Annotated in this window: 23 protein-coding genes and 1 pseudogene; 13 read left to right on the top strand and 11 right to left on the bottom strand. The window is 71.8% G+C overall.

Going from position 1 to position 23,178, the window contains the following annotated elements; genetic code table 11:
* The first annotated feature begins 16 nt into the window (after positions 1-16).
* Positions 17-985, top strand: coding sequence for an ArsR/SmtB family transcription factor (locus tag ACGFIO_RS19135; protein ID WP_392827595.1), 969 nt, complete (start codon positions 17-19; stop codon positions 983-985).
* Between the two features lie 61 nt (positions 986-1,046).
* Here the strand turns inward: ACGFIO_RS19135 and ACGFIO_RS19130 are convergent, their stop codons facing one another.
* From ACGFIO_RS19130 to ACGFIO_RS19120, 3 genes are all read right to left on the bottom strand, one after another.
* A complete protein-coding gene (locus tag ACGFIO_RS19130; protein ID WP_392827594.1) occupies positions 1,047-2,840 on the bottom strand; it encodes an anthranilate synthase family protein in 1,794 nt (597 codons plus the stop codon).
* A 156-nt stretch (positions 2,841-2,996) separates the two neighbouring features.
* Positions 2,997-3,476 (bottom strand): hypothetical protein, encoded by a 480-nt coding sequence (locus tag ACGFIO_RS19125; RefSeq protein ID WP_392827593.1) that lies wholly within the window; start codon positions 3,474-3,476, stop codon positions 2,997-2,999.
* A gap of 150 nt (positions 3,477-3,626) precedes the next feature.
* The gene (locus ACGFIO_RS19120) at positions 3,627-3,878 is read right to left on the bottom strand and encodes a hypothetical protein (RefSeq protein ID WP_392827592.1); all 252 of its coding nucleotides are present in this window, start codon (positions 3,876-3,878) and stop codon (positions 3,627-3,629) included.
* Between the two features lie 174 nt (positions 3,879-4,052).
* Here ACGFIO_RS19120 and ACGFIO_RS19115 point away from each other — a divergent pair, with 174 nt between their 5' ends.
* Both ACGFIO_RS19115 and ACGFIO_RS19110 read left to right on the top strand, forming a co-directional pair.
* Positions 4,053-4,427, top strand: coding sequence for a response regulator transcription factor (locus tag ACGFIO_RS19115; protein WP_392827591.1), 375 nt, complete (start codon positions 4,053-4,055; stop codon positions 4,425-4,427).
* An 11-nt stretch (positions 4,428-4,438) separates the two neighbouring features.
* Positions 4,439-6,427 (top strand): ATP-binding protein, encoded by a 1,989-nt coding sequence (locus ACGFIO_RS19110; RefSeq protein ID WP_392827590.1) that lies wholly within the window; start codon positions 4,439-4,441, stop codon positions 6,425-6,427.
* A gap of 76 nt (positions 6,428-6,503) precedes the next feature.
* On the opposite strand, the gene ACGFIO_RS19105 is transcribed toward ACGFIO_RS19110, so the two are convergent.
* Positions 6,504-7,547: an NAD(P)-dependent alcohol dehydrogenase gene (locus ACGFIO_RS19105; RefSeq protein WP_392827589.1), complete on the bottom strand. Its 1,044-nt coding sequence runs from the start codon at positions 7,545-7,547 to the stop codon at positions 6,504-6,506.
* A 75-nt stretch (positions 7,548-7,622) separates the two neighbouring features.
* Between ACGFIO_RS19105 and ACGFIO_RS19100 the strand changes: the two genes are divergently transcribed.
* Positions 7,623-8,195: a TetR family transcriptional regulator gene (locus tag ACGFIO_RS19100; protein ID WP_392827588.1), complete on the top strand. Its 573-nt coding sequence runs from the start codon at positions 7,623-7,625 to the stop codon at positions 8,193-8,195.
* An 85-nt stretch (positions 8,196-8,280) separates the two neighbouring features.
* On the opposite strand, the gene ACGFIO_RS19095 is transcribed toward ACGFIO_RS19100, so the two are convergent.
* Both ACGFIO_RS19095 and ACGFIO_RS19090 read right to left on the bottom strand, forming a co-directional pair.
* The gene (locus tag ACGFIO_RS19095; protein WP_392827587.1) at positions 8,281-9,045 is read right to left on the bottom strand and encodes a DUF1206 domain-containing protein; all 765 of its coding nucleotides are present in this window, start codon (positions 9,043-9,045) and stop codon (positions 8,281-8,283) included.
* A gap of 51 nt (positions 9,046-9,096) precedes the next feature.
* Positions 9,097-9,765: an SGNH/GDSL hydrolase family protein gene (locus ACGFIO_RS19090; protein WP_392827586.1), complete on the bottom strand. Its 669-nt coding sequence runs from the start codon at positions 9,763-9,765 to the stop codon at positions 9,097-9,099.
* 96 nt (positions 9,766-9,861) lie between these two features.
* Between ACGFIO_RS19090 and ACGFIO_RS19085 the strand changes: the two genes are divergently transcribed.
* Positions 9,862-10,728 (top strand): hypothetical protein, encoded by an 867-nt coding sequence (locus tag ACGFIO_RS19085; RefSeq protein WP_392827585.1) that lies wholly within the window; start codon positions 9,862-9,864, stop codon positions 10,726-10,728.
* Here the strand turns inward: ACGFIO_RS19085 and ACGFIO_RS19080 are convergent.
* The 4 genes from ACGFIO_RS19080 to ACGFIO_RS19065 all read right to left on the bottom strand — a co-directional run bounded on the left by ACGFIO_RS19080 (position 10,718) and on the right by ACGFIO_RS19065 (position 15,205).
* Entirely contained in the window at positions 10,718-11,944 is a 1,227-nt protein-coding gene (locus ACGFIO_RS19080; RefSeq protein ID WP_392827584.1) for an SGNH/GDSL hydrolase family protein, read from the bottom strand. The two genes, ACGFIO_RS19085 and ACGFIO_RS19080, sit on opposite strands and share 11 nt — an antisense overlap.
* Before the next feature lie 54 nt (positions 11,945-11,998).
* Positions 11,999-12,985, bottom strand: a complete 987-nt coding sequence (locus tag ACGFIO_RS19075; RefSeq protein ID WP_392827583.1) for an AraC family transcriptional regulator ligand-binding domain-containing protein — start codon at positions 12,983-12,985, stop codon at positions 11,999-12,001.
* On the bottom strand, positions 12,982-13,872 hold the full coding sequence (locus ACGFIO_RS19070; protein WP_392827582.1) for an SDR family NAD(P)-dependent oxidoreductase: 891 nt from the start codon (positions 13,870-13,872) through the stop codon (positions 12,982-12,984). The genes ACGFIO_RS19075 and ACGFIO_RS19070 overlap by 4 nt, the downstream gene beginning before the upstream one ends.
* A gap of 124 nt (positions 13,873-13,996) precedes the next feature.
* A complete protein-coding gene (locus ACGFIO_RS19065; protein ID WP_392827581.1) occupies positions 13,997-15,205 on the bottom strand; it encodes a pyridoxal phosphate-dependent aminotransferase in 1,209 nt (402 codons plus the stop codon).
* Positions 15,206-15,268: 63 nt separating this feature from the next.
* On the opposite strand from ACGFIO_RS19065, the gene ACGFIO_RS19060 reads away from it, so the two are divergent.
* The 3 genes from ACGFIO_RS19060 (at position 15,269) to ACGFIO_RS19050 (ending at position 18,348) form a co-directional block, all read left to right on the top strand.
* Entirely contained in the window at positions 15,269-16,384 is a 1,116-nt protein-coding gene (locus ACGFIO_RS19060) for a HEAT repeat domain-containing protein (RefSeq protein WP_392827580.1), read from the top strand.
* Positions 16,381-17,832: a glycosyltransferase family 2 protein gene (locus ACGFIO_RS19055; protein WP_392827579.1), complete on the top strand. Its 1,452-nt coding sequence runs from the start codon at positions 16,381-16,383 to the stop codon at positions 17,830-17,832. Before ACGFIO_RS19060 ends, ACGFIO_RS19055 begins: the two co-directional genes overlap by 4 nt.
* Positions 17,833-17,907: 75 nt before the next feature.
* Entirely contained in the window at positions 17,908-18,348 is a 441-nt protein-coding gene (locus ACGFIO_RS19050; protein ID WP_392827578.1) for a VOC family protein, read from the top strand.
* On the opposite strand, the gene ACGFIO_RS19045 is transcribed toward ACGFIO_RS19050, so the two are convergent.
* On the bottom strand, positions 18,325-18,972 hold the full coding sequence (locus ACGFIO_RS19045; RefSeq protein WP_392827577.1) for a DUF3159 domain-containing protein: 648 nt from the start codon (positions 18,970-18,972) through the stop codon (positions 18,325-18,327). The two genes, ACGFIO_RS19050 and ACGFIO_RS19045, sit on opposite strands and share 24 nt — an antisense overlap.
* A gap of 136 nt (positions 18,973-19,108) precedes the next feature.
* On the opposite strand from ACGFIO_RS19045, the gene ACGFIO_RS19040 reads away from it, so the two are divergent.
* From ACGFIO_RS19040 to ACGFIO_RS19020, 5 genes and pseudogenes are all read left to right on the top strand, one after another.
* Positions 19,109-20,353 (top strand): NRAMP family divalent metal transporter, encoded by a 1,245-nt coding sequence (locus ACGFIO_RS19040; RefSeq protein WP_392827576.1) that lies wholly within the window; start codon positions 19,109-19,111, stop codon positions 20,351-20,353.
* Between the two features lie 70 nt (positions 20,354-20,423).
* A complete protein-coding gene (locus ACGFIO_RS19035) occupies positions 20,424-21,179 on the top strand; it encodes a LamB/YcsF family protein (RefSeq protein WP_392827575.1) in 756 nt (251 codons plus the stop codon).
* Complete coding sequence (locus ACGFIO_RS19030) at positions 21,176-21,934, top strand: putative hydro-lyase (RefSeq protein WP_392827574.1); 759 nt, start codon at positions 21,176-21,178, stop codon at positions 21,932-21,934. Before ACGFIO_RS19035 ends, ACGFIO_RS19030 begins: the two co-directional genes overlap by 4 nt.
* Positions 21,931-22,554 carry an allophanate hydrolase subunit 1 gene (locus ACGFIO_RS19025; protein WP_392827573.1) on the top strand — a complete coding sequence of 208 codons (624 nt, stop codon included), beginning with the start codon at positions 21,931-21,933 and terminating at the stop codon, positions 22,552-22,554. Before ACGFIO_RS19030 ends, ACGFIO_RS19025 begins: the two co-directional genes overlap by 4 nt.
* Positions 22,440-23,081: pseudogene (locus tag ACGFIO_RS19020) on the top strand (hypothetical protein); the annotation flags it as partial. The gene ACGFIO_RS19025 and the pseudogene ACGFIO_RS19020, both read left to right, overlap by 115 nt.
* Between the last annotated feature and the right edge of the window lie 97 nt (positions 23,082-23,178).

Below are 23,178 nucleotides of genomic sequence, written 5' to 3'. Positions count from 1 at the left end.
CCAACACAGTGGACGGATGCTGCGCATCCACTTCACGGAGGAAGATCTCGCCCGGATCCGCCTTTCCGATGAACCCGACCCGCTGTGGGAGACCCTGCTCAGCCTGCACCTGCTGCAGGAACGGCAGGCGCCGCCGATGTTCGCGGCCTGGCGGGCCCGGGTCGGACGGCAACTCGATCCCAGCATGCGCCCGCTGCTCGCGCTGGCCCCGCCCAAGGGCTACTCCCCGGACTTCCTGACGCCGGACGTCGGCGCCGGAGGGCTCCAGGCCGGGCTGGACGCGATCCGGCACACCACGACCACGACGTTCCGGCGCGATCTGTCCGTGCTGTCGGCCCATCAGCCGCACCTCGGCGGCCGGTTCAAGGCCCTGGCCGCCGGGGAGAAGGCCGCGGTGCGGGAGCTGACCGGCACCATCGAACGGTATTACGAGACGGCGCTGCAGCCGTACTGGATGCAGATCCGCGCCGCCGTCGGCGCCACCCGCGTCTCGCACGCCAAGGAGGTCGCCGGCGGTGGCCTGGAAGCACTGTTCAGCGGTCTGCACCCGGACGTGCGCTGGCGCCGCCCGGTCCTCGAACTGCACGGCTTCAACATCCACCGCGACATCCGGCTCGACGGGCGCGGCCTGCGCCTGATCCCGTCGTTCTTCTGCCGGCAACACCCGACCGTGCTGCGCGACCCCGACCTGCCGACGGTGCTGGTCTATCCGATCGACCCCGACCAGGTACGCCTGGCGCCGGCCCGCCGCGGCACCGACAGCCCGCTGGCCGCGCTGATCGGGCGCACCCGCGCGGCCATCCTGGAGGCGACGGCCGACGGCTGCACCACCACCGAACTGGCCCGCCGCCTGGGCATCTCCCCGGCCACGGCCAGCCACCACGCCTCGGTCCTGCGCGACGCCGGCCTGATCACCACGATCCGGATCGGCACCTCGGTCCTGCACACCATGCACCCACGCGGCGAACTGCTGGTCAATCAGTGAGAGAGGGTCGGTGGTCCAAGAGGAGGCTCTCGATCCGCTTGAACCACCGACCCTCCTTTCGCTACCCGCTGTGCGCCGGACTAATCACGCGGCCGGACAATGAGGGCAGCAAATCGGTGAGGACGGCGATGCCGTCCCGGCTGAGGACCGATTCCGGGTGGAACTGCACGCCGGCGAAACCCGGGCCGCGCAGGGCGTGCACGCTGCCGTCGGCCCGGTCGCGGGCGATCTCCACCGGGCCGTACGGCGTGAGCAGCCGGTCCTGGCCCGAACGGGCGGTGAAGCTGGAGTAGAAGCCGACCCGGCGCGGCGTGCCGAACAGGTCGATGTCCTTGGCCACGCCCTGGTAGGGGGCGTCGCGGCGGTGCAGTTCGAGGCCGAGCAACCCGGACAGGATCTGGTGGCCGAGGCAGACCCCCAGCACCGAGCGGCCGGCGGCCAGCAGGCCGGTGATCAGGCCGCGCAGGTAGGACATCTTCGGGTCGCGGAGGTCGCCCGGGTCGCCCGGTCCCGGGCCGACGATCACCAGGTCGGCCGAGATCAGACCCATGCGGTGGTACGGGGTGACGGACACGTCCAGTCCCATCGAGCGCAGCTGGTGCGCCAGCATGGCCGTGAAGGTGTCCTCGGCGTCCACGATCGCCACCGAGCGCCCGGTCGGCGTGCCGGTGAAGGCCGTCCGCTCGTCCAGCCAGAAGCGGGCCAGGCCGGTGTTGCGGGCGGCCAGCTCACGGCGTACCTCAGGGGTGTCGGTCGCGGGGGGCGGACCGGACGGCGAGGCCGGCGGCCGGACGCCCAGAGCGGCCAGAATCCCAGCGGCCTTGGTGTGGGTCTCGGCGACCTCGCCGGCCGGGGTCGAGTGCCGGACCAGCGTCGCGCCCACCGGCACCCGCAGCGCGCCCTCGGGCGAGATCTCGGCCGTACGGATCAGAATCGGCGCGTCCAGCGTCTGCCGGCCCGCCTCGTCGTGCCCGAGCAGCGCCAGCACCCCGCCGTAGTAGCCGCGACCGCGCCGCTCGTGCCGCGCGATCACCCGGCAGGCGTTCTCGATCGGGCTGCCGGTGACCGTCGGCGCGAACATCGTCTCGCGCAACACCTCGCGCACGTCCAGCGAACCACGCCCGGCCAGCAGATACTCGGTGTGGGTGAGATGGGCCATCGGCTTGAGGTACGGGCCGACGACCTGCCCGCCGTGCTCGGCCACGACGGCCATCATCTTGAGTTCCTCGTCCAGCACCATCATCAGCTCCTCCACCTCCTTGGGGTCGCGGAGGAAGTCGAGCAGATCGCCGCCCGAATTGTGCCGGAACGTGCCGCTGATCGGGTTCATCATGGTCAGTCCGTCGGCCACACTCACGTGCCGCTCGGGGGAGGCGCCGACGAGGGTACGGGTGCCGGTGTGCACCAGGAACGTCCAGTAGGCGCCCCGCTCGCCGTGCAACAGCCGGCCGAACGCCCGCACCGGATCGCCGTCCATCGTGGCCTCGTACACGCGGTGGATGACGAAGTTCGAGCCCTCGCCGCGGCCGATCTCGTCGCGCAGCACCTCGGTGACGATCTCGGCGTACGCGTCGTCGTCGAGGTCGAACGCGCCGCCGGTCACGTTCACGTCGCCCGGCGGATAGGCGCTCAGCGGCCGGCGTTCGCGCCCGGTGACGACCAGGCACTCCAGCGGCGCGTGGTCGTCGTCGCAGTCGAAACCGCGCTCGCTGATCTGCCGGTAGGGGATCAGCGCGAGCGTCTCGTGGTGCTCGTCCAGCGGGATCTCGGCGAGCGTGGCGACGGTGACGAGGTGCCCGGTCAGCACCTCGACATGGTCGGCGCCGTCGCGGTGCAGCAGTGCGTACGGTGGCATTCGGTCCTCTTCTCGGGTTGATTCCCCGGGACGGGCCACTAACGCACGACGGCCGCCTCGGGGAGGCGGCCGCGGGTGTCTGGTTACACGCGGGGTGGGTGGGCCGCCGGTCGGGCGGGCCACCACATGCTCAATCGCGCGTGCATGCCGCAGATGCTACTTCACGCAGCGCCCGTCCCTGGCCACGGCCTTCGCGTCGTCGAAGATCAGCCGGCAGGCCGCGGTGACGTCGGCCTTGACCGCGGTGCCGAGGAAGGGTTTGCACATCCACCTGCCATCCTGGAACTCGGCGGTGGTGAGGGGGCCGGTCGTGGCGACGCAGTAGCGCGTCATTCCGGCCTGGTCGAGCCGGCCGAGCACGGTGGGTGGGCGCTGTTTGCGGTGCTGTCGCTGTTCGCGGGCGGTTCCGTGTTCCGGGGTGTACGCCTTCGGCATGGTCACGGCGGCCGACCGGCTCTGCTGGAATATCGCGACCGGGCGGTGCACCTGGGCCTGGACGAGCCGGGCGCCGATCAGGGCGAGGCTGAGCAGACTGAGCGTGGCGCAGAAGGCGAAGACCGTGGCGGCGCGGACCGGCTGTCGATGCCGGGGCCGGAGGCGGTATCGGCCCCGCCCCCGGCCGCGATGATTCGACACTTACGTACGGTAACGTCACCGGGGCGGGATCCTGCCTGTCGTCACGGTGCGTATTCAATCGGCCGTCCGGCCGACGCTCGTCCCACCCGACTCACGCGTCGCCGGGGTGATGCGTATTCGTGCTCAGAGCGCTCTGAGCACGAATACGCATCAGCGCGCGGGCGACGGGTTCGGGAAGGCGTCGCGGATCGCGTGGCGGGCCCACTGCATGCGGCCGAGGGCGCAGTCCGGGTGCTCGCCGAACTCCTGCGCGACCAGCTCGGCGCAGCCGCCGGCGCCCAGGCGCTCGAGGGCGGCGATCACGGCCGAGCGGACCGACTCGGACGTCGGGCGCTGGGAGCGCTGCAGGTCCGAGGCGAACAGCGCTTCGGTGCGGACGGCGTCGTCGAGCAGTGCGGTCATCGGTTCCTCCTGCCGGGCGGTGGCTGGTCGGCGTCTGGGTTCAAGAAGACCGGCCGACGGATGCAGCGCCGCTGCGCGCGGGTTGCCATGCCGTTGCGGCGAACCCCGGCCGTAACCGAATTAACCGGATATTGTCGCGAAAGGTAGCGTCTGCGGGAGAACCGGGGGACAACCGTGACGGTGGTGCTGGTCGCCGACGATGACGCCGACATTCGCGACCTCGTGTCGTTCAAGCTCGAGCAGGCCGGACTCGAGGTGATCCCGGTCGAGGACGGGCAGGCCGCGCTGGAACAGGCCCGGGTACGGCAGCCCACGCTCGCCGTCCTCGACGTCTCCATGCCCGGTTTGTCGGGTATCGACGTGTGCCGGATGCTGCGCGCCGACCCGGCCACCGCCGGCATCCTGATCATCATGCTCACCGCCCGGGTCCAGGAGCAGGACGTCGAGGGCGGGTTCAGCGCCGGCGCCGACGACTACGTGACCAAGCCGTTCAGCCCGCGCGAGCTGGTCTCCCGGATCCAGGCCCTGCTCAGCCGAACCCGGGCCTGACCGGGCGCGGCATGCGCGGCGACGGGTCGGTCCGGTGGCTGCTCGGCCGGGCGTTCGGGCTGCTCACCCTGCTGATTCTCGGCGCCGGGCTGGCCGAGATGGTCACCGTGCTGGTCCAGCACCGGGTGGTCGACCAGCTCAGCACGCACGTCCAGCCGCTCCAGATCGCCAATGCGCACCTGCGCGGCGTCCTGGCCGACGCCCAGCGCAGCCTGCGCGGCTACCTGCTGACGGGGGACGGGCAGCTGCTGGACGGCTACTACATCGCCCGCAGTGACTACGGCCTGGCCGTGGCCCAGGTCGAACACCTGGTCACCGACCGGGAGCAGGGACCGGTCGCCGCCCAGCTCAGGCCGGCCGACCAGTGGTGGGCGGTGGCCGAGCGGCAACGGCAGGCGCCACCCCGGAGCGACGTGGCGGTCGAGTACGTCAACGAGGGCAAGCCGCTGTTCCAGGCATTCGCCGCGGCCAACCAGGACCTGGACGAGTCGCTGGCGGCCCGGGCGGCGAGCCTGCAGGACCGGTCGGCCACTCTCGAACGGCTGACCGTGACGGCGGTGGCGGCACTCACCGTGATCGCCACCGTGCTGGCGACGGTCACCGCCGTGCGTACCCGCCGGCGCATCACCGCACCGCTCGGCCGGCTCGTCGAGGTGCTCGACCGGCAGCGCGGTGGCGACCACGACGCCCGCGCCGACCCGGGGGCCGGGCCGCTGGAGATCCGGGCGGTGGCCGAGGCGGTCAACATCCGGGCCGACGAGGCCGACCGGGCGCGCACCGCCGACCAGGACGTGGCCCGGCTGCGGACCGCCGTGCGCGAGCTGGGCTACCGGATCCGCGGGCACCTGGTCGTCGACGACGCCATCCGGGAGGCGGTGTACGGTCTGGCGGCCACGCTCGGTGCCGATCACGTCCTGGTGCGGATGGCCGTGAACGGCGTACCCCCGGCCGTAAGCCTGCACGACGAACACCGGCCCGGCGGTCCTCTCGAAGAGCTGGCCGCCTGCGACATCACCTGGCTGCGCAGCGGCGACGTGTGGGCGACGGACGACCCGGCCCCGGCCGGCGACGTCCGCCCGACCGAGCAGGAGAAGAACGCGTGGCGGGCGGCCGGGGACGGGCCCGTCCTCACGGTCGCGGTCAGTGGCGGGGACGAGTGCATCGGCGCGCTGACGCTGATGCGGGACGGTCCGCCGCCGTGGTCGCCGGTCGAGACGCGGCTGACCGAGGTGGTCGCGACCGATCTGGGACGCGGCGTGCACCACGCCCGGCTCTACGAGCACGAGCAGCATCTGGTCGCGCGGCTGCAGGAGCTCGACACGGCCAAGACCGACTTCATGTCGACCGTGTCGCACGAGTTGCGTACCCCGCTGACCAGCATTTCCGGCTATCTGGAGCTGATGCTGGACGCGGAGGCGGGCGAGCTGAGCGACCCGCAGCGGCGGATGCTCGAGGTGATCTCGCGCAACGCCCGGCGGCTGCGCGAGCTGATCGAGGACATGCTGATCCTGTCCAAGATCGAGTCGGGCGCGTTCCGGATCAGCAAGCGCGACGCCGACCTGGCCGCGCTGGTCGAGACCGCGCTGGCGGCGGTCGCGCCGGCCGCGGCCAAGGCGTCGGTGCGGCTGCATACCGAGTTGCCGAGCCCGCTCGACCTGCGCGCCGACCCGGAGCAGATCGACCGGGTGCTGATCAACCTGCTGAGCAACGCGGTGAAGTTCACGCCGCCGGAGGGCACGGTCACGGTGCGCGCGGCGCGGGACGGCGACGAGATCCTGCTGGCCGTGGCCGACACCGGCATGGGGATTCCCGAGGCCGAGCAGCAGGCGCTGTTCGCCCGGTTCTTCCGCGCCAGCAACGCGATCCACCAGGCCATTCCGGGTACGGGTCTGGGCCTGGCCATCGTCCGCACGATCATCGACAACCACGGCGGCACGATCACGGTCGACTCGACCGAACGCGTCGGCACCACCGTGACCGTCCGCCTGCCCCTCTCCTGAAAGTGGTAGCCCTGAGCGGTATCCGGGCCCCGGAAACCGCCCAGGACCACCACTTTCGGTGGGGCGACCGACGCGTTCAGTCCAGGTCGGACAGATCGAGGACGAAGCGGTAGCGGACGTCGCCCTTCGCCAGCCGGGCCAGCGCCTCGTCGACCTGCGCCGACGGGACCCGCTCGACGTCGGCGGTGATGTCGTGCTCGGCCGCGAAGGCCAGCAGCTCGGCGGTGTGCTTGCGGCCGCCGACACCCGAGGAGGTCAGCTTCTTGCGGCCGAAGACCAGGTCCATGATGCGTACGGGCGCCTCCAGCGGCACCCCCAGCACGCTGAGCGTGCCCTCGAAGCCGAGCAGGGCGATCAGCGGCGAGAAGTCGTGCGGCGCGGCGATCGTGTCGAGGATCAGGTCGAACCGGCCCGCCGCCGCCTTGAGCTGCGTGTCGTCGGTGGTGATGACCACGTCGGCGGCGCCGAGCGCGCGGGCGTCGGCGGCCTTGCCGGGCGTACGGCTGAGCACCGTCACCTCGGCCCCCAGCGCGGCCGCGAGCTTGACCCCGAGGTGCCCGAGCCCGCCCAGCCCGGCCACGGCGACCCTGGTGCCGGCACCGACGCCGGCCGAGCGCATCGGCTCCCACATGGTGACCCCGGCACACATCAGCGGCGCGGCGGCGGCCGGGTCGAGCCCGGCCGGCAACCGGTAGGTGAACGCCTCGCGCAGCACGTACTCCCGGCTGTAGCCGCCCAGGGTCATCGTGCCGTCGACCCGGTCGACGCCGCCGTAGGTGCTGACCGCCCGCTCGTGGCAGAAGTTCTCCTGGCCGATCGCGCACATCGGGCAGCGGCCGCAGGAGTCGACGATGGTGCCGACGGCGACCCGGTCACCGGGCGCGAAACCGGTCACGGCCGGCCCGATCGCGGTGACCGTGCCGGTGAACTCGTGCCCCGGGACCAGGCCGGCGACGGGCTTGCCGACCATGCCGTTGAGCGCGTGCAGGTCGCTGTGGCAGACGCCGCAGAAGTCGACGCGTACGGCGAGATCGTCGGCCCGCAGCTCACGCCGCTCGATGGTGGCGCGCTGCAGCGAGGCGCCGGTGCCGGTGCTCTGCCAGGCGGTGGTGGTGCGCATGGAAGCCTCCCAAACAAACTATTCGGTCTGTCGGACCGTAACAGACCAACTCGTCGGTTTGCTAGGCTGAGTGACGTGCCCGACCTGCCCACCACCGCCCGGGGCGCCGCCACCAGCCGGCGCATCCTCGACGCGGCGCGCGAGGAGTTCGCCGAACGCGGCATCGCCGGCGCCCGCGTCGACCGGATCACCGCCGCCGCGCGCACCAACAAGGCCCAGGTGTACGGCTACTTCGGCAGTAAAGAGGGCCTGTTCGGGGCGGTGCTGGCCGACATGCGCGAGCGGGGGGAGCAGGTCCCGTTCGACGCCGGCGACCTGCCCGGCTGGGCCGTCACGCTGTACGACGCCCACCTGCGCAACCGGGAACTGTTCCGGCTGATGGCATGGGCCCGGCTGGAACAACGGCCGGTCGGGTTCCTGCTCAGCGAGGCCGAGCTCGCGCCCAAGATCAAGGCCGTCGCCGAGGCGCAGACGGCCGGCCGGATCCGCCCCGGCGACCCGGCCGACCTGCTGCTCATGGTGTTCTCGCTGGCCTCGACGTGGTCACCGTTCGGTGGCATGTACGCGGCCGCCGCCGACGAACCGGCCGCCACCCATGAGCGACGGCGGGCCCTGCTGCGCGAGGCCGTTGCTCAGATCCTGCGGTGATGCGTGCTTGTGCTCAGAGCGCTCTGAGCACAAACACGCATCACCCGGCGCGGCGCGGCGAGCACGTCCGGGGCCGGCCGAGCGCTCAGATCTTGCGGTACCGCGCCTCGGCCATTGAGAACAGGCCGTAGGCCAGGAAGCCGAGCGCGACCAGCAGCAGGAGCCACGTGCCGTAGGTCTCGGCGGCCAGCGTGCGCAGCGCCGCGTCCAGGCCGCGGGCCTTGTCCGGGTCGTACTGGACCGCGGCGACGATGAAGAGGGCGCCGGCGATCCCGTACGCGATGCCCTTGGTCGTGAAACCCACCTCGCCGAGCCGGCGCAGCAGATCGCGTGTCGCCCGGCTCATCCGGCTGACCCGCAGGTGCCGCTCGAAGCGCTTGGTCAGGCCCGCGACCGCCAGCCCGACCCCGATCCCGGCGACCACCACCCCGGCCGCGAGCACCGCGAACCGCCCGAGATCGGAGCCCAGCAGGCCCTCGGCCGCGTTCTGCTGGGTGTCGGCGCTGGACGCCGGCTTGCCGCGCAGCACCTTCACCCCGTTCCAGCCCAGGTAGAGGTAGAACGCGGCCCGGCCCGCCGACGCCACCCGCTCCCACGGCCGCCGAGGCTCGAAGATCTCCAGCACCTGCCACAACGCCATCGCGGCCAGCCCGATCACGATCACCACGATCAGCGCCGCCCCGAACGGCGACTCGGCCAGCTTCTGCATCGCGCCGGACTGGTCCCCGTCGGCGGCCGGGCGGCCCAGGGCGATGCGCACGACCACGTACGCGAACAGCAGATGCACGATGCCGTACCCGATGAAGCCCGCGCGGGTCAGCTTCTCGAGCCAGGTGTTGTCGGTCGACATGGCCCCGCCAATGACCGGATCCCGCCCCGGCGAAACGTGTATGACGCAGGCTTAACGTCCGCGCCGCAGGGTCGCGAACCAGACGTCGGCCATCTTGCGGTAGCCCCCGTCGGTCGGGTGGATGCCGTCGGCGCCGATGTCGTCGACGGTCAGGGAGCTGAACAGGTCGGCCAGATAGACGCGGTGGCCGGCCGCCCGCTCGTCCCGGGCGATCGCGGGCAGGGCGGCGTTGAACTCCCGGACCCGGGCGTTGTTGCCGGCATCACGGGACGGCACCAGCGTCGAGACGACCACCTTGACGCCGGGGCGGGCGGCCACGATGCGCTGGATCAGGGCGCGCATCCGGCCGGGCGCGCCGGGCAGGTCGTGGTTCTGGATGGTGTCGTTCGTGCCGATGTTGATCAGCACCACGTCGGGCCGGTAGGTGGCCAGCCAGCCGTCGACCTCGGTCGAGATCTGGTCGATGCGCCAGCCGGGGTGGCCCTCGTTGTCCTTGTCGGCCATCGCGCCGGAGCGCTGGGAGCCGACGTAGTCGATCGTGACGCCGGCGCCGGCCATGCGTTTGCGGAGTTCCTCGCGGTATCCGTTGCCGTCGCTGGAGTTGCTGCCCCAGGTGATGGAGGCGCCCAGCGGCATGACCTTGACCGGATCGGCGGCGGCGGGGGCCGGCGCGACCAGGCCGGCGAGGGCGAGGATGAGGGCGATCAGACCTGGCGGCACGTGACATCTCCCGACGCGGACATCAGCCCATCAAACCCGAGCCGGCGCCAGACCGGCCACGTCCCGGAAAGGGGGCGGTTCTGGCAGTCTGGCCGGATGAGCGAACAGCGGGGCGCCGCGGCCGAACGCCGGGTCTGGGGTGCGCTCGATGCGGGGGCGCGGCAGGCGTTGGAGACCGGCCTCGCGCCGACCGACCTGCAGACGCTTCTGATGTCGGTCGCGCGCACCCGGGCCCGGAAGGTCACCGCGGCCCGGGTGCGCAAGCGGTGGGGCGAGGACCGGTTCGTGCGCCCATCGTCCTGCGACCCGCGGCGGCTGGCCGAGGTCGAGGCCCGGCTGTGGCGGCTGCTGCCGGAGCGGTTCGCTGGGGTGGAACTGTCGCCGGTGGCGCCGCTAGGCACCTGTTCCGCGCTGGGGCCGGTCGATCAGCATCGTGTGGTCAGCACGGTCCTCGGCACCGAGGTGCTCAGCGACCCGAGCAACGCTCTGGCCGTCGAGGCGGCCCGGCGCCGCCGCGAGCACGACCGGGTCGACCTGGCCGCATGCCATCGTGTTCTGCGGGCCCAGGCCACGGGCCCGGGGCAGAGCGCCCACTTCCGGCTGTTCGCCCTGGTGTCGAGCGCGCGGACGGAGACGGACATGCTCGTCGACCATCTCGGCTTCTGGCAGCGGGCGCTTCCCGCCGGCGCCTGGGTCACCGTCACACCGTTCGGCGATCGGGGCCTGGTCGAACAGCTCCGGGAGAGGGTCGCGGTGCCGATGGTCGAGGACCCGGACCGGCGGCGAGGGTACGGCTACTACACCGGCCTGGCTCTCGGGCTGCGCGTCCAGGTCGACGGCCGTACCGTCGATCTCGGCGACGGCGGGCTCACCACCTGGACCGCGCAGCTGCTCGGCGACCGCAAGGAACGGTGCCTGATCTCGTGCGTGGCGACCGAGCGGCTGGCCGAGGTCAGCCGGTGACGAGCTGGATGTCGTCGACGTAGCCGCGGAACAGACCGGTGTTGCGGGGCTGGTCGTAGCCGATCCGGATCTGGTCGATCACGCCGCCCTGCAGCGGGGTCAGCCGTACGCGGATCTGGTTCCACTGGTTGAGGACCAGGTGGCCGCCCTCGCCCTGGAACTGGGGGTGGGCCCGGGTGCCGTACTGGTCGACGGCGCCGGAGTCGCGCAGGCTGCGGCCGTCGGTCAGGGACAGGTCGAGGGCGACCGAGGTCGCGTTGGCCTGCTGGGGATAGATCCAGTAGGTCAGGGTGGTCGCCGACTCGATCGGGATGTGGACGTCGAAGACCCGGTTGTACGAGTACGACTGGGTGGCGCTGGTGTCGTTGCCCGAGAACATCAGCGCGTACGTGTCGCTGTGCGCCGTTTCCGCCCGGCGCCCGGACTCCATCGAGGTCAGGCCGCAGCAGTAGCCGCTCACGTTGAGCGCGCCCTGCACGGTGTCGGTCCAGGTGACCGGCGGGGACGCCGGGTCGAAGGCGGTGCGGAACAGCGGCCACGCCACGCCCGCGCCCAGGACCGGCCGCAGCGCCGCGTGCCAGATGTTGGCCAGTTTCACGTACCCGGCGTCGGTCGGGTGGATGCCGTCGGCGCCGATGTCGTCGATGGTCAGCGAGCTGTTCAGGTCGGCTAGCCAGACGCGGTGGCCGGCCGCCGTCTCGTCCCGGGCGATCGCCGGCAGGGCGGCGTTGAACTGCTGGACCTCGGTGTTGTTGCCGGCGTCGCGGGACGGCACCAGGGTGGAGAAGACGACCGCGATGCCGGGGCGGGCGGCCACGATGCGCTGGATCAGGGCGCGCATGCGGGCGGGCGCGCCGGGCAGGTCGTAGTTCTGGATGGTGTCGTTGGTCCCGATGTTGATCAGCACCACGTCGGGCTGATAGGTGGCCAGCCAGCCGTCGACGCTCGCCGCGATCTCGTCGATGCGCCAGCCGGGATGGCCCTCGTTGTTCTTGTCGGCCATGGTGCCGGATTGCTGGGAGCCGACGTAGTCGATGGCGACGCCGGCGTCGGCCAGGTGTTTGCGGAGTTCCTCGCGGTATCCGTTGCCGTCGCTGGAGTTGCTGCCCCAGGTGATGGAGGCGCCCAGCGGCATGACCTTGACCGGGGCGGCGGCGGGGGCCGGGGCGGCGAGACCGGTGGCGGCGAGGACGAGGGCGACCAGACCGTGCAGCATGCGGCGCTCCTGACATCGATGTCAGGTCATCAAACCCCAACGCAGTGATGTACGTCAATGTCTTGCTTCGCGGGCCTGCTGCGGCGTGGTTCCCGACCACTGGTGAAAGGCCCGGTAGAACGAGCTCGGTTCGTCGTACCCCAGCAGCAGTGCGATCTCGGTGACGGAAACCTCGGGCCGGGCGAGATAGTGCCGGGCCAGCCGCTGCCGGGTGCTCCCGAGGACGGCCTGGAACGTGGTGCCCTCGCCCGCCAGCCGGCGTTGCAGGGTCCGGGCGCTGATCGCCAGCCGGCGGGACACGTGCGCGGTGGTGCCCTGCCCGGCCGGGAGAAGTTCGAGCAACACGGCTCGAACCCGGGCGGCGGTGGTCCGCGCCCGGTCCAGCCCAGCCAGGCGACGGCGCAGGTCGGCGTCGAAGAACTCCCACATCGGCGCGTTCGCGGTCAGGAACGGGCGCCGCGCGTCCAGCGTCGTGAACGTCACCGCCACCGACGGGCCACGGTCGATACGAACCCCGAGAAATTCCCGGTACGCCTCGGCGGCCGGCGGATCGGGCATGGTCACCCGGGCCGGGACGACCCGGGTCCGGGTGCCCAGCCGTGCCAGCGCCACCCAGAAAGTCAGCTCGTACGCGACCAGACTCCGCGGTGGCACCGGCGCCGGCGGCATCTCGGTGGTCACCCGCAACCCGTCGTCGCCGGCGCCGACGACCAGCCGCTGCGGGCCCATCAACCGCTTGTAGACCGCCAGCCGCTCGGCCGCGTGCCGCAGATCGGGGCTGCACAACGCGGCGAACACCGGCGGCTGGAACGTTTCGGCGGTCAGACGCGCGGCCAGCGTCGCACCCAGCGCGGAGTCGCCGGTGATCTCCTCGGCGGCCGTCCAGCACCGGTAGAACTGCTCCGCGGTCAGGCTGATCCGCGGATCCAGGAACAGATCCCCGGGCAGCCCGGCCGCCCGCAGCACCGGCCCGGCGGCCAGCCCCAGATCGGCCAGCGTGGCGCTGGTCGCGGACGTGAACGTGTACAGGCCGGCGGTCACGTGCGGGCAACCGCCGCGGCGACGTCGATGTCGAGCCCGGTCAGCTCCCGGGAGGTCGCCCACAGGGCCTCGATCGCGGGGCCGGCGCCGGGGCGGAACAGGCGGCGGGCCACCGGCGGCCCGACCATGAACCAGCGTGGCCCGTACATGGTCCCGCCCTCGGCCCGCGGATCGGTGGCCGCCCGCAGCTGGCTCAGCGCCCCGCGTTCCGGCGGCATGCCGACCCGGGCGGCGAACCGGGGCAGCAACCCGTCGCGGAGCCCCCGGCCGGTCAGGTGCGCGGCCAGCCCGGTGCCGGTCGCCCCGGGATGGGCCGCCAGCGACCGCGCGGCGAGGCCGGCCGCGCGGAACCGGCGGTCCAGACCCTGGGCGAAGTGCCGGTTGGCCAGCTTGGAGTCGTCGTACGCGCGGAAGCGGTCGTACCGGGCCGGTGGGGTGGCGGTGAGCGGCCGGCCACCGTGCTGGGCGTTGCTGGTCGCGGTGACCACCCGGGCATGCGGGGTGCGCACCAGCGCCGGAAGCAGCCGGGCGGTCAGCGCCCAGTGGCCCAGGTGGTTGACGCCGAACTGGGTCTCGAACCCGTCGGCGGTCCGGCCCTCGGGCACTGCCATCACACCGGCATTGTTGATCAGCAGGTCCAGCCGGGAGTGCCGGTCCAGGATCCGGCCGGCGGCCCGCTCGACCGATGCCAGCGAGCCCAGGTCGAGCCGGACGATCTCGGCGCCGTTGGGTGCGGCGATGGCGGCGGGGTCGCGGACGGCCATGATGACGTGCGCTCCCTTCGCTGCGAGCGCCGTCGCCGTGGCGCGTCCGAGGCCACGGGCGGCGCCGGTGACCACCGCGACGCGACCACTCAGATCCGGGATGTCAGCTTCCGACCAGGACATGCGTCCAACCTAGGAGCCGGACCGGCCGCTGTCGGTGGCCGATCGCGCCATCCCGGTGGCAATCAGCGCCACACGGGGAAGCCGGGCCACACGGGCCGGCGGGCGAAGGCGCCGGCCGGGCGGGTCACTGGCGGTAGGAGGCGAGGAAACGGGCCAGGCGGTCGACCGCGTCGTCGAGGACGTCGACCGGGGCCAGGAAGACCAGGCGCAGGTGGTCGGTGGTCGGCAGGTTGAAGCCGCTGCCGTGAGAGAGCAGCAGATGCTGTTGGTCGAGCAGGTCGACGATCAGTTTCTGGTCGTCGCTGATCTTGTGGACCTCGGGGTCGAGGCGGGCGAAGAGATACAGCGCGCCCTGGGGCTTGACGCAGCTCACGCCCGGGATCTCGGTGAGTTTGCGCCAGGCGTGGTCGCGCTGCTCGTACAGGCGGCCGCCGGGTTTGATCAGTTCCTGGATGCTCTGGTAGCCGCCCAGGGCGGTCTGTACCGCGTGCTGCGCCGGCACGTTGGGGCAGAGACGCATATTGGCCAGCAGGGTCAGCCCCTCGAGGTATTCCTCGGCCTGTGCCTGGGGGCCCGAGACGGCCAGCCAGCCGGAGCGGAAGCCGGCCGCGCGGTACGTCTTGGACAACCCGCTGAGCGTAAGCACGAGCAGGTCGGGGGCCAGCGCGGCGGCGCACTCGTGCACCGCACCGTCAAAGATGATCTTGTCGTAGATCTCGTCCGAGAGCACCAGCAGATCGTGCTTGCGGGCCAGGTCGAGCAGCCCGAGCAGGGTCGCACGGGAGTAGACGGCGCCGGTCGGGTTGTTCGGGTTGATGATCACGAGGGCCCGGGTGTTCGGGGTGATCGACGCGGCCACGTGCTCGAGGTCGGGCTCCCAGTCGAGGTTCTCGTCGCAGCGGTAGTGCACCGCCTGCCCGCCGCACAGCGACACCGCCGCGGTCCACAGCGGATAGTCCGGGCTCGGCACCAGCACCTCGTCGCCGGTGTTGAGCAGCGCCTGCAGGGCCATCACGATCAGCTCGGACACGCCGTTGCCGAGGTACACGTCGTCCGGCTGGACATCGCGCACGCCCAGCGTCTGGTAATACTGCGCGACGGCGACGCGGGCCGAGTAGATGCCACGGGCGTCGCTGTAGCCCTGGGCGTCGCGCAGGTTGTGCACCACGTCGGCCATGATCGGCTCGGGCGTGTTCAGGCCCCACGGCGCCGGGTTGCCGATGCTGAGCTTGAGCAGCCGGTGCCCGGCGTTCTCGAGCTCCTGCGCACGGCGCAGCACGGGACCGCGGATGTCGTACCGGACGTTCTTGAGCCTGCTCGCCTGCTCCACCATGCCCCCACCCTATTGCGCTCAACTCCCCGCCCGGAGAGACCCTTTACGGGTAGTTTGACCCATATGCTGCGGGTCTTCACGATCACCATCGCGGTGCTGGCCGTCATCGTGGCGGTCACCGCGGGGGCCATCGTGGTGGTCCGGGTGCTGCGCCGGCACCGCCGCCGCAAGCAGGCCGCGCTCGCCGCCGGGCCGCGCCGCGAGCTGCTCGCCTTCGTCGCCGACAACGGCGAGGAAGGCAGCCACGGCCTGGTCGCCATCCCGGAGGACGCGTGGAAGGCCGCCGAACCGGGCGCGCTCGGCCTGCTCGGCAAACTGCGCGGCGAAGCCCACCTGGCGCTGGTGTCGGTGTTCCTGCGCCGGGGAACGGCCCGCCGCGCCCTCTACGACCTGCGGTCCCGCAGCCACGTCCGGCGGGCCAAGGCGGCCCAGGTGCTCGGCGACCTCGAACTGCGGCAGGCCGTGCCCGAGCTGGGCCGGCTGCTCACCGACCGGCACGCCGAGGTGCGCGTGGTCGCCGTGCGGGCACTCGGCCGGATCGGAGACCCGACCGCCGCCTGGCGGATCATCGCCGGCCTGGACCGGTCCGACCCGGTGCCGTCCCTGCTGGCCACCCACACCCTGGTGCAACTCGGCCCGGAGGCGGAGGTCACCCTCTCGGCGGCGCTGGACCACCCCGAGGCGAGGGTACGCGCGGTCTGCCTCGAAGCCCTGGGCCTGCTCGGCGCCACCGGAGCCCTGGACCGGGTCGCCCGCGTGCTGCGCGAGGACACCGTGCTCGACGTACGCGTCGCCGCCGCCACCAACCTGGGCCGGCTCGGCACCCGCGGCGCCGTCGAACCCCTCACCCACGCCCTGAACCCGGCCCGGCCCACCGCCCTGCGCGCCGCCGCCGCCCGCGCCCTCGGCGACCTGGGCGCCCCCTCGGCCGTCGAAACACTGGTGGCGGCGCTCGGCGACGAGCACTACCGGGTGGCACACGAGGCCGGCATCGCCTTGCGCCGGCTCGGACCGCGCGGCCTCGCGGCGCTGCGGAAGGTGCTCGACGCCGACCGCGCCGCCGCCCGCGAGGAACGGGCCGGGGCGCACGCCCAGCCCTCGACCGCCGCCGCGCACGCCCGCGAGGCCCTGGCCATGGCCGAGTTCACCGCGTCGGCCGAACCGGTGGCGGTCGCATGAACGTCGAGCTGGCCCGGCACATCCTGCACGCCACCGACTGGGCCATCTTCGGCTACTTCGTGGCCCTCAACAGCAGCTATCTCATGCTGATCGTGCTGGCCGGTCTGGAGTTCGGGCGGCACCTGCGGCGCACGCCGTTCGCCGGGCAGGACGACATGTTCCGCTCGCCGCTCACGCTGCCGGTCTCGGTGATCGTGCCCGCACACAACGAAGGCGCCGGGATCGTCGCCGCCGTGCAGGCGATGACGTCGCTGCGCTACCCCCGCTACGAGGTCGTGGTGGTCGACGACGGCTCCGCCGACGACACCTTCGAGCAGCTGCGCCGGCACTTCGACCTGGTCGAGGTCCCGCGCGTGGTGCCGGACGAGGTCGCGTACACCGGCCAGGTCCTGTCGGTGCACGTGGCCCGGGCCAACCCGGAGACCCTGACCGTCGTCCGCAAGACCAACGGCGGCAAGTCGGACGCCCTCAACGTCGGCATCAACCTGGCCCGGCACCCGCTGATCTGCATGGTCGACGCCGACTCGGTCCTCGACCCCGACGCGCTGCTGTCGGTGGCCAAGCCGTTCGGCGACGACCCGCTGCGGGTGGCCGCCTGCGGTGGCGTGGTGCGCATCGCCAACGGCTGCCAGGTGGTCGGCGGTCGCGTGGTGGACGTCCGGATGCCGCGAACCTGGCTGGTCCGGGTCCAGGTGGTCGAATACCTGCGCGCCTTCCTGATGGGGCGCACGGGCTGGAGCCGGCTGGGAGGGCTGGTCGTCATCTCCGGCGCCTTCGGCATCTTCCGCCGCGACCTGGTCGTGAAGATCGGCGGGATGGCCCACGACACCGTCGGCGAGGACGCCGAGCTGGTCGTCCGCCTGCACCACTACCTGCGCGAGCGCGGCGAGGACTACCGCGTCATCTTCGTGGCCGAGCCGGTCAGCTGGAGCGAGGCCCCCGGCAGCCTGCGCGTCCTGGGCCGCCAGCGCCACCGCTGGCACCGGGGCATCGCCGAGATCCTGAGCAAGCACCGCCGCATGATCCTCAACCCGCGGTACGGCCGCATCGGGCTGCTCGCCCTGCCCTACTACGTGGCGTTCGAACTGCTGGCCCCGTTCATCGAGCTGTCCGCGCTGGTGCTGGTGCCGCTGGGCCTGTGGGCCGACGCGATCGACCTGGACTTCGCGTGGCGGTTCGCGCTCGTCGCGTACGGCTACGGCCTGCTGGTCAGCCTGGTGTCGCTGTTCATCGAGGAGGTGTCGTTCCACCGCTATCCACGATGGACGGACCTGCTGCGCGGCGTGCTGGCGGCGATCGTCGAGAACTTCGGCTACCGCCAGATCCTCGCCCTGTGGCAGGTTTCCGGCGCGGCCCACGCGTGGCGGGGCCGGCCGGCGGTGTGGGGCGCCATGCAACGCCAGGGCTTCGACACCATCCCCGCCGATGCCGCCGACCTGGCGGCCTAGGGTGAAGGACGGGCGGACGGGCGCGACACGCTCCTGACCCGCACCGAACTGGCCGCCGGCCACTACGGTTGAACCATGTCATTCGTACGCCGTTTCGACCACGTCGGCATCACGGTCGCCGACCTCGATGCCGTGACCGCGTTCTTCGTGGCGCTCGGGCTCGAGGTCGAGGGCCGCACGTTCGTCGAGGGCGAGTTCCTGGAGACGGTCTGCGGCATCCCCGGCTCCCGCACCGAGATCGTGATGCTGAAGTCGCCCGGCGACGGCGCCCGGCTGGAGCTGGCGCGGTTCGTACGCCCCGACGCGGTGCCCGGCTCGCCCGCCGCTATGGCCAACGAGCTGGGCCTGCGCAACGTGTCCTTCGAGGTGACCGATCTGCGGGCCGCGGTCGGCTGGGCCGCGAGCGAGGGCTACGGCCTGGTCGGCGGCATCGGAGAATACGAGGGCATGTGGCGGATGGCCTACGTCCGCGGCCCCGAGGGGATCATCGTCTCACTGGCCGAGCGCGTCGGCTGAGGCGGTCCGCGGGTGGCGCAGGCCGGGGTGGCCGGGCGGGAGGCTGCGGCGGATCACCCACCAGCTCACCGCGATCACGGCGGCGACCAGGGGCCAGGTCAGCGCGATCTGGGCCACGCCCAGGGCGACGACCTGGCCGGCGGCGTACAGCGGCACGAAGACCGCCAGCCGGACAACGTACTGCAGGACCCAGACCCAACTGCCCTTCTGGTACGCGGTGAGCAGCGCCGGATCGCGCCGCCAGCGGGTGCGCTGACCGAGGACGCCGCCGACGACCAGGCCGAGCAAGGGCCACCGGACCACGATGCTGACCATCCAGGCCAGGGCGCTGGCGCCGTTGCTGAGCAGGCGCAGCAGGAAGAAGTCCTCGGCGCGGCCGGTGCGCAGGGCGACCAGGGCGGCCACGACCACGCCGAGCAGTCCGATCAGGACCGCGCCGGGGCGGTCGCCGCGGCGTAGCCGCCAACCGGCGACCACCAGGGCCACCAGTAGCGCGGCGGCGGAACCCCAGCCGATCGAATGGCCCGCGGCCAGCCAGCCGGCCAGGAATCCGGCGACCGGTGCGGTGGCGTCCAAGGCCGCGCGGCGCCCGCCCAGCAGATCCGACAGAGACTCGTCCGCCACACCCCACCCCCTATGAGTTAGGTAAGCCTAACGGTTGTGCCACAACCGCGCGATTGTTCAACAACTCTTCCCAGATCGTTGAACAATCTCTACGGTCAAGGGACCGACGGCGAATCCCAGTCATCAGGAGCACCCCATGCCACCTGAGTCATCCGTACCGACCGCCACCACGGAATCCACCCCCAAAACCCGCCGCACCGCCCTGATCGGGGCGATCTTCCTGATGGCGACCAGCGCCATCGGGCCCGGCTTCATCACCCAGACCGCCAACTTCACAGTCGCGCTCGGCGCGGCGTTCGCCTTCGGCATCCTCATGTCGGTGCTGGTCGACTTCGTCGTACAGATGAACATCTGGCGGATCGTCTCGGTCAGCGGCAAACGCGCCCACGAGATCGCCAACACCGTCGTACCCGGCGCCGGCCACCTGCTCGCCGCGCTGGTCATCCTCGGCGGCCTGGTCTTCAACATCGGCAACGTGGCCGGCACCGGGCTCGGCCTCAACGCCATGCTCGGCCTCGACCCGAAGATCGGCGGCGCCGTCAGCGCGCTCATCGGCATCTCGCTGTTCGTCGTCAAACGCGCCGGACTGGCCATGGACCGGGTGATCATCGTGCTCGGGATGCTCATGATCGGGCTCACCCTGTACGTCGCGATCGTCTCCCAGCCGCCGATCGGCGACGCCCTCACCCAGGCCGTGTGGCCCGACAAGGTCGACTTCGCCGCGATCACCACCATCATCGGCGGCACCGTCGGCGGCTACATCACCTACTCCGGCGCGCACCGGCTGCTGGACAGCGGCACCACCGGCCCCCAGCACATCCGCGAGGTCACCCGGGGCGCGCTCACCGGCATCGCCGTCACCGGCGTCATGCGGTTCCTGCTCTTCCTGGCCATCCTCGGCGTGGTCGCCGGCGGCGTCGCGCTGAACACCAAGGGCAACGCCACCGCCGACGCGTTCGAGTCAGCCGCCGGCCAGTTCGGACTGCGAGCGTTCGGCGTCGTGCTCTGGGCCGCCGCCATCACGTCGGTGATCGGCGCGGCGTACACCTCGGTCTCGTTCTTCGACGCCTTCTCCCAACGCTTCACCGAAACCCGCACACGGAACTGGACCACCGTCATCTTCATCCTCGTCAGCGCGGTCATCTTCCTGCTCATCGGCACCGCGCCGGCCGCCCTGCTGGTCTTCGCCGGCGGCTTCAACGGGCTGATCCTGCCCATCGGATTCACCATCCTGCTGTACGCGGCATGGCGCCGCCGCGAACTGCTCAACGGATACCGATACCCCGGATGGCTCATCGTCGCCGGCGCGGTGGTCGCGGCGTTGACCTGGTACATGGGGGTGGTCTCGGCGCAGAACATCTTCCACTACCTGACCGCGTAACACTCACGGCTTGTCTGGCGGCCCGGGCGGGTGCGGCAACACCCGTCCCGGGCCGCTCCGGAGGACACCAATGGATCTCAACTCGGACCTCGGCGAAGGCTTCGGCACCTGGCGGCTCGGCGACGACGACGCCCTGCTGGACATCGTCACCAGCGCCAACATCGCCTGCGGCTTCCACGCCGGCGACCCGCGAACCCTGCTCGCCACCTGCGAACGGGCGGTCACCCGGGGCGTGGCCATCGGCGCCCAGGTCGGCTACCGCGACCTGCCCGGCTTCGGACGACGGTTCATCGACTACGACCCGGCCGACCTGGTCGCCGACGTGCTCTACCAGCTGTCCGCACTGGACGGGCTGGCCCGGGTAGCCGGCTCACGGGTGCGATACGTGAAGCCGCACGGCGCGCTCTACAACGCGATCGTCGCGCACGAACGACAGGCGGCGGCCGTGGTCGAGGCCATCACCCGCTTCGACGACCGGCTGCCGGTGCTGCACCTGCCCGGAACGGTCTTCAGCGACGTCGCCTCGGCCGCCGGGCTGCGCGTCATCACCGAGGCGTTCGCCGACCGCGGATACACCCCCGAGGGCACACTGGTCCCGCGCCGATCACCCGGAGCCCTGATCGAGGACCCCGCGCTCGTCGCCGAACGGATGGTGCGGCTGGTCACGGCGGGCGAACTGGTCGCGGTCGACGACACGACAATCCCCGTACGCGCGGACTCCATCTGCGTCCACGGAGACACCCCCGGGGCAGTCACCATGGCGCGAGCAGTGGCCAAATCGCTGGCTGACGCAGGCGTACCCCTCAAGTCGTTCGCAGTGTCATGACGGCCGCGCAGCTGCGGGCCGCGTTCCGCACCGGCGACACCCGTCCCACCGCCGGCCTGGCGCCCGGCCTCGCCCAGGCCAACCTCATCGCCGTACCCCGCGAATGGGCCTACGACATGCTGCTGTACGGGCAGCGCAACCCGAAACCATGCCCCGTGCTGGACGTTAGCGAAACCCCGTTCACACCCCTCGCACCCGGGGCCGACCTGCGGACCGACCTCCCGCTCTACCGCATATGGCAGGACGGCACACTGGTCGGCTCCCCGACCGACGCGACGCCGTACTGGCGCGACGACCTCGTGGCGTTCCTGATCGGCTGCAGCTTCAGCTTCGAGGCGGCACTCATCGCCGCCGGCATCGAGATACGGCACATCGCCCTCGGCCGCAACGTGCCGATGTACCGCACCGACGTCCCCTGCCGCCCGGCCGGACGCCTGCACGGCGAAATGGTCGTGTCCATGCGACCCATACCCGCATCCCAGGTCGCGCTGGCCGCCACGATCAGCGCACGCTTCCCCGCCGTGCACGGCGCACCCGTACACGTCGGCGACCCGGCGGCCATCGGCATCCACACGCTCGACCAGCCCGACTTCGGCGACGCCGTACCCGTCGCCCCCGGCGAAATACCCGTGTTCTGGGCCTGCGGAGTCACACCACAGGCGGCGGTCATGGCCTCCGGCGTGCCCTACGCCATCACCCACGCACCCGGACACATGCTGATCACCGACGTCCCCGACACGAAATACCAGGTATGAGCACACGTTTCCTGCGCTGCGGCCGCGAAGCCGTACTGATCGAAGTGGCCGACCTGACCGCGGCGATGGCCCTGTACGCGGCCCTGCGCGACGCCGCCCTGCCCGGCGTGATCGACCTCGTGCCCGCCGCCCGAACCGTGCTGGTCCGCTTCGACCCCGCCGCCACCTCACCGGCCGCCCTGCAAACCCTGGTCAGCGAACTGCCGGCAACCTCCCACCACACCACCGGCGGCACCGTCACCATCCCGGTGCGCTACAACGGACCCGACCTCGCCGACGTGGCCGCCGCCGTCGGAGTCGGCACAGACGAAATCGTCACCATGCACACGGCCGGAGAATGGACCGTGGCGTTCACCGGATTCGCACCCGGATTCGGATACCTGACCGGAGGCGACCCACGGCTCACGGTGCCCCGGCGGTCGTCACCGCGAACCAAGATCCCGGCCGGCTCCGTGGCCCTGGCCGGAAGCTACTCCGGCGTCTACCCCAACGAAAGCCCCGGAGGATGGCAGCTGATCGGACAGACGACACTGCGCATCTGGGACGTCGACCGGGAACCGCCGGCCTTGCTCCTGCCCGGAGTCCGGGTGCGATTCGAGGCGGTGGGATCGTGCGGTTGAAGGTTCTGCGGACCGGACCCAAGGTTGTGATCAAGGATGCTGGGCGGCCGGGACACGGGGCGCTGGGGGTGGCGCCGTCGGGAGCGGCCGACCGGGGGGCGTACGCGCGGGCCAACGCGCTGGTCGGCAATCCACGGGGGGCCGCCGTTCTCGAATGCACGCTGGGTGGGCTGCGGGTTTCGTTCGACGAGGACGTGGTGGTGGCGTTGACCGGGGCGGATGCTGGGCTCCTGGTGGACGGGGAAGCTCGGGCGGGGGAGCGGGCCGTGTCGGTTGCCTCCGGGGCGGTGGTGCAGGTGGGGATGCCTAAGCGGGGGGTGCGGTCCTATCTGGCGGTGCGGGGTGGGATTGATGTGGGAGCGGTGTTGGGGTCGCGGTCTACTGATGGGGCTGGGCTGGGGCCGGCGCGTCCCGGGGTTGGCGATGAGCTTCCTATCGGGGATGCCTCGAGCGCTGCCTTCGGCGCTGATGAGCCTGGGGCTCGCGCCGTTGAAAGCTCTGCCGCCAGCCCCGCTGTCAGCGCTGTCGAAGGTTCTGCCGCCAGTGTTGTCGACGGCCCTGCCGACAGCCCTCCCCGATGGGGGGTGGGTCGCGCTGATCGACGGTCCGCCGCCTCCCCCACCC

This window comes from Actinoplanes sp. NPDC049265, from assembly GCF_043197135.1.
GTDB lineage: Bacteria > Actinomycetota > Actinomycetes > Mycobacteriales > Micromonosporaceae > Actinoplanes.
The sequence above is the reverse complement of the archived record's forward strand: the minus strand, read 5'-3'. Positions and strand labels throughout refer to the sequence as shown.

What these genes read in the sequence shown, in the direction of transcription:
- ACGFIO_RS19135 (WP_392827595.1), top strand. Translation starts at nt 17, where the DNA reads ATGCTGCGCATCCACTTCACGGAGGAAGATCTCGCCCGGATCCGCCTT.
- ACGFIO_RS19130 (WP_392827594.1), bottom strand. Translation starts at nt 2,840, where the DNA reads ATGCCACCGTACGCACTGCTGCACCGCGACGGCGCCGACCATGTCGAG.
- ACGFIO_RS19120 (WP_392827592.1), bottom strand. Translation starts at nt 3,878, where the DNA reads ATGACCGCACTGCTCGACGACGCCGTCCGCACCGAAGCGCTGTTCGCC.
- ACGFIO_RS19110 (WP_392827590.1), top strand. Translation starts at nt 4,439, where the DNA reads ATGCGCGGCGACGGGTCGGTCCGGTGGCTGCTCGGCCGGGCGTTCGGG.
- ACGFIO_RS19105 (WP_392827589.1), bottom strand. Translation starts at nt 7,547, where the DNA reads ATGCGCACCACCACCGCCTGGCAGAGCACCGGCACCGGCGCCTCGCTG.
- ACGFIO_RS19095 (WP_392827587.1), bottom strand. Translation starts at nt 9,045, where the DNA reads ATGTCGACCGACAACACCTGGCTCGAGAAGCTGACCCGCGCGGGCTTC.
- ACGFIO_RS19085 (WP_392827585.1), top strand. Translation starts at nt 9,862, where the DNA reads ATGAGCGAACAGCGGGGCGCCGCGGCCGAACGCCGGGTCTGGGGTGCG.
- ACGFIO_RS19080 (WP_392827584.1), bottom strand. Translation starts at nt 11,944, where the DNA reads ATGCTGCACGGTCTGGTCGCCCTCGTCCTCGCCGCCACCGGTCTCGCC.
- ACGFIO_RS19070 (WP_392827582.1), bottom strand. Translation starts at nt 13,872, where the DNA reads ATGTCCTGGTCGGAAGCTGACATCCCGGATCTGAGTGGTCGCGTCGCG.
- ACGFIO_RS19065 (WP_392827581.1), bottom strand. Translation starts at nt 15,205, where the DNA reads ATGGTGGAGCAGGCGAGCAGGCTCAAGAACGTCCGGTACGACATCCGC.
- ACGFIO_RS19060 (WP_392827580.1), top strand. Translation starts at nt 15,269, where the DNA reads ATGCTGCGGGTCTTCACGATCACCATCGCGGTGCTGGCCGTCATCGTG.
- ACGFIO_RS19055 (WP_392827579.1), top strand. Translation starts at nt 16,381, where the DNA reads ATGAACGTCGAGCTGGCCCGGCACATCCTGCACGCCACCGACTGGGCC.
- ACGFIO_RS19050 (WP_392827578.1), top strand. Translation starts at nt 17,908, where the DNA reads ATGTCATTCGTACGCCGTTTCGACCACGTCGGCATCACGGTCGCCGAC.
- ACGFIO_RS19040 (WP_392827576.1), top strand. Translation starts at nt 19,109, where the DNA reads ATGCCACCTGAGTCATCCGTACCGACCGCCACCACGGAATCCACCCCC.
- ACGFIO_RS19035 (WP_392827575.1), top strand. Translation starts at nt 20,424, where the DNA reads ATGGATCTCAACTCGGACCTCGGCGAAGGCTTCGGCACCTGGCGGCTC.
- ACGFIO_RS19030 (WP_392827574.1), top strand. Translation starts at nt 21,176, where the DNA reads ATGACGGCCGCGCAGCTGCGGGCCGCGTTCCGCACCGGCGACACCCGT.
- ACGFIO_RS19025 (WP_392827573.1), top strand. Translation starts at nt 21,931, where the DNA reads ATGAGCACACGTTTCCTGCGCTGCGGCCGCGAAGCCGTACTGATCGAA.